Source organism: Mesorhizobium sp. M7A.F.Ca.CA.001.08.2.1 (assembly GCF_003998455.1).
Classification (GTDB): domain Bacteria; phylum Pseudomonadota; class Alphaproteobacteria; order Rhizobiales; family Rhizobiaceae; genus Mesorhizobium; species Mesorhizobium ciceri.
The window spans coordinates 1-3,075 of sequence record NZ_RZPW01000734.1; the positions used below are offsets into that span (position 1 = coordinate 1).

Annotated in this window: 3 protein-coding genes; 2 read left to right on the forward strand and 1 reads right to left on the reverse strand. The window is 60.1% G+C overall.

The window, feature by feature from the left end; all coding sequences use genetic code 11:
* Together EN914_RS29910 and EN914_RS29915 are read left to right on the forward strand one after the other, a co-directional pair.
* Positions 1-388, forward strand: a 388-nt coding sequence (locus EN914_RS29910; protein ID WP_206527273.1) for a tripartite tricarboxylate transporter permease, incomplete at its 5' end; no start/stop codon positions are given.
* A gap of 327 nt (positions 389-715) precedes the next feature.
* A complete protein-coding gene (locus EN914_RS29915) occupies positions 716-1,552 on the forward strand; it encodes an SDR family NAD(P)-dependent oxidoreductase (protein WP_024504889.1) in 837 nt (278 codons plus the stop codon).
* Between the two features lie 579 nt (positions 1,553-2,131).
* Here EN914_RS29915 and EN914_RS29920 read toward each other — a convergent pair.
* Positions 2,132-3,075: amidohydrolase family protein (locus EN914_RS29920; RefSeq protein WP_164779011.1), on the reverse strand; the 944-nt coding region annotated here is incomplete at its 5' end.

Below are 3,075 nucleotides of genomic sequence, written 5' to 3' on the forward strand. Positions count from 1 at the left end.
GCTTACCCTGCCTCTGATTGGCATATGGGTGCGGATGCTGATGGTGCCGTACCACTACCTCGCTCCGGCGATCGTTGCGATTTGCTGCATCGGCGCTTACAGCGTCTACAACGACTCGTTCAGCATCTACACAATGGCCCTGTTCGGCCTCGTCGGCTACATCCTGATCAAGCTCGACTTCGAACCAGCGCCGCTGCTGCTCGGCTTCGTGCTGGGACCGATGCTGGAGGAGAACCTGCGGCGGGCAATGGTGCTTTCCCGTGGCGACCCGACCGTGTTCCTCACCCGGCCCGGCAGCCTCATGCTGATCGTTCTGGCCGCGATACTGTTGGTCCTGGTGCTGTTGCCCAGCATACGCTCGAGGCGCGAGGAAGCGTTTCAGGAGTGACTTCGGGTAGGAGGGAAAAACCCGGCGCGTCAGGCATCTCAGCCAGCGATTGAGTCCTTCCAAAAATGGTGTCGCGCAGGTCTTGACGGAGTTGCATGGGAGCTATCCGAATTGCGGACGGTCGACCGACGCGATTGGCAAGTGACGCCGTGGCCAAGGATGAGCGCTGGTGGCATCGTCCGAGACGATGCATCACTTCCCAATCGCGACTGGGGCTAACGCCGTCGTATCATTATCAGAACTGCGTCGCCTCCTGGGCGACTAGTTGGCCCGTTGTCATCGGAACGTTCCCGATCGACGGACTAAGCCACGCAATTGGGAGGATTTATGCCGTATTCGGATTTCAAGGGGAAGGTTGCGATCATAACGGGGGCCGGTGCAGGTATCGGCCTTGCCATTGCTGAAGCGCTTGTCAAGGAAGGGGTGCGTGTTGCTGGCATGGATATCAATCTGGATGGTGTGAGCCGGGTTGAGCAGCGCGTTGGGAAAGACAAGTTCCTTGCCTTGCAGGTCGACATCACTGATCCGGCGAATTGCAAACGGGGCGTGGATGCTGCTGCAGAGCATTTCGGTGGATTGCATGTCCTCATCAACAATGCCGCGCTCGGCATGAACGCCGTGCACCCACATTACGAGACTCTCCCCTTGCAGATCGAAGACGTCAGCGAAGAACTGTGGAAAAAATTCATGCTGACCAATGTCTGCGGCACGTTCAACATGTCGCGCCAGGTCGTTCCGCGCCTGCGTCCGCAGAAATGGGGCCGCATCATTAACGTCAGCACGAGCTACTTGACCATGATGCGGCCGGGCTTTTCCCCCTACGGACCGTCAAAGGCGGCTCTCGAAGCATGGTCGATGATGCTGTCGCGCGAACTCGATGAATCAGGCATCACCGTCAACGTCGTGTTGCCGGGCGGGCCGGTAGACACGGCCATGGTTCCCGATAGGGATGGCCTTGATCGCGAGACGCTTATCCGCCCCGAGATGATGGCTCCGATGATTCTGGCGCTCTTGACCAGCGAGGGCGACAAAATAACCGGCAAACGCTTCCTCGCGGTCGATTGGGACAATACGATCAGCGACCCGCAGCTTCAGACCCACCGGACCGCGGCCTGGCCGGAGCTAGCCACTCCGCTCGCAGCGTTGGCGCCGAAGAAGGGGTGAATGTCCTCCATGGACTAACCTCCCATGTACAGCGTGGCGGGAGGGGAACAACCAGCCAGACAAGGGATTTGCCTCTTTCCGGCAAGACAGCTCTCCTCGAGGGAGGCCGGGTCGTTGACCGGCTTGATGAAGTTCTGAAAACCGCTGAAGCGGGCGCGTGCCCAGTTGGGCAAAAGATGCGTCCGTCATGGCAGACCGCACGGCCTCAACCAGCGGATAAACGATCACCAGAACCAGAAGTATGGCGATCGGCGCCAACAGCAAATAGGGCAGCCCTTCAAAGCTTTGGCGTCGCCTCTTCGAACGAGCTATGTCCTTCCACTCAGCAGTTACTGAAACTTCGCTCAAATGCGCGACCTCCAGCGATGCGCGGACACCAGGGCGGTCGAATTCAGCATTGGGATAGTTGGCTGGACGCGCGCTCAGAGCCTTCGATGGGATGGACCTCGTCGCGTTCCACGATGTAAGGCGTGAACGCGGAAGACTTGTCGATATCCAAGTGACACAGCCGGTCCGCCCCCGGAGCGGACATCTCAAGACTGGCAAAAGGATGGCGGCGTGATTGGTCCCAGCGTGAGCCTAGGCTGCGAGCTGGTTCTTCACGAATGCACCATCCTTCATGATGGCGGACATGTAGCGGCCTTGACTGCCCAGCGCAGACAGATCCTTCACGGGATCCTTGTCGACCACGAGGAGGTCGGCAAAGGCGCCTGCCGCGATCGTGCCGACCTTGCCTTCCATACGGACGAGTTCGGCGGCGGTAAGGGTTGCCGATTTGATCACCTCGATCGCCGGCAGCGCCTCCGCGCGGATCAGGAACTCTTCGGACTGATAGCTGTGCATCGAGCCCAACACGTCGGTGCCGTAAGCCAGCTTGACGCCGGCTGCCCGCATCGTCTCCAGCGATTCGGGACCTCTTGCGCGCACCCATTTCAGGCGTTCCACAAAGCCGGGATCCAGCTTCAGCGCATCGGCCTCGCGGATCTGCGCTTCATAGGCGGCGATCGTCGGCGTGACGATCGCACCTTGCTTCGCAGCGGTGGCAGCGGTTTGAGGGGTAATAAGTGTCGCGTGTTCGATCGAATGAATACCGCATTCGAGTGCACGTGCGACGGCCTCGTCGGTGTGGGTGTGCACCGACACATACATCTTGGCCTTGTCGGCTTCGTCCTGGAACGCGCGCAGCTCATCCATCGAATAGCCGAGATATGGCCGAGGAAAATGGGAGGATGCCGCGCCGCCATTGGCCATCACCTTGATGAATCTGGCGCCCTTGCGAACCTCGTCGCGAGCGGCACGGCGGCAGTCGTCGACGCCGTCAACGATGCGTCCTACCGAGCCGAGTTGGTCGAGTTGACGGTCGCCACTGATCATGTCGTAGCGCGTCCGATAGTCCGAATGGCCGCCGGTCTGCACCATGGCCTTGCCGCAAATGACCAGGCGAGGACCTTCGATAAGACCCTGCTCTATCGCATGGACCTGAGCCACAGTCGCGCCGCCGAGGTCGCGCACGGTGGTGAAAC

Excerpts from the sequence above, each read along its gene's own strand:
- EN914_RS29915 (WP_024504889.1), top strand. The coding sequence starts at position 716 with ATGCCGTATTCGGATTTCAAGGGGAAGGTTGCGATCATAACGGGGGCC.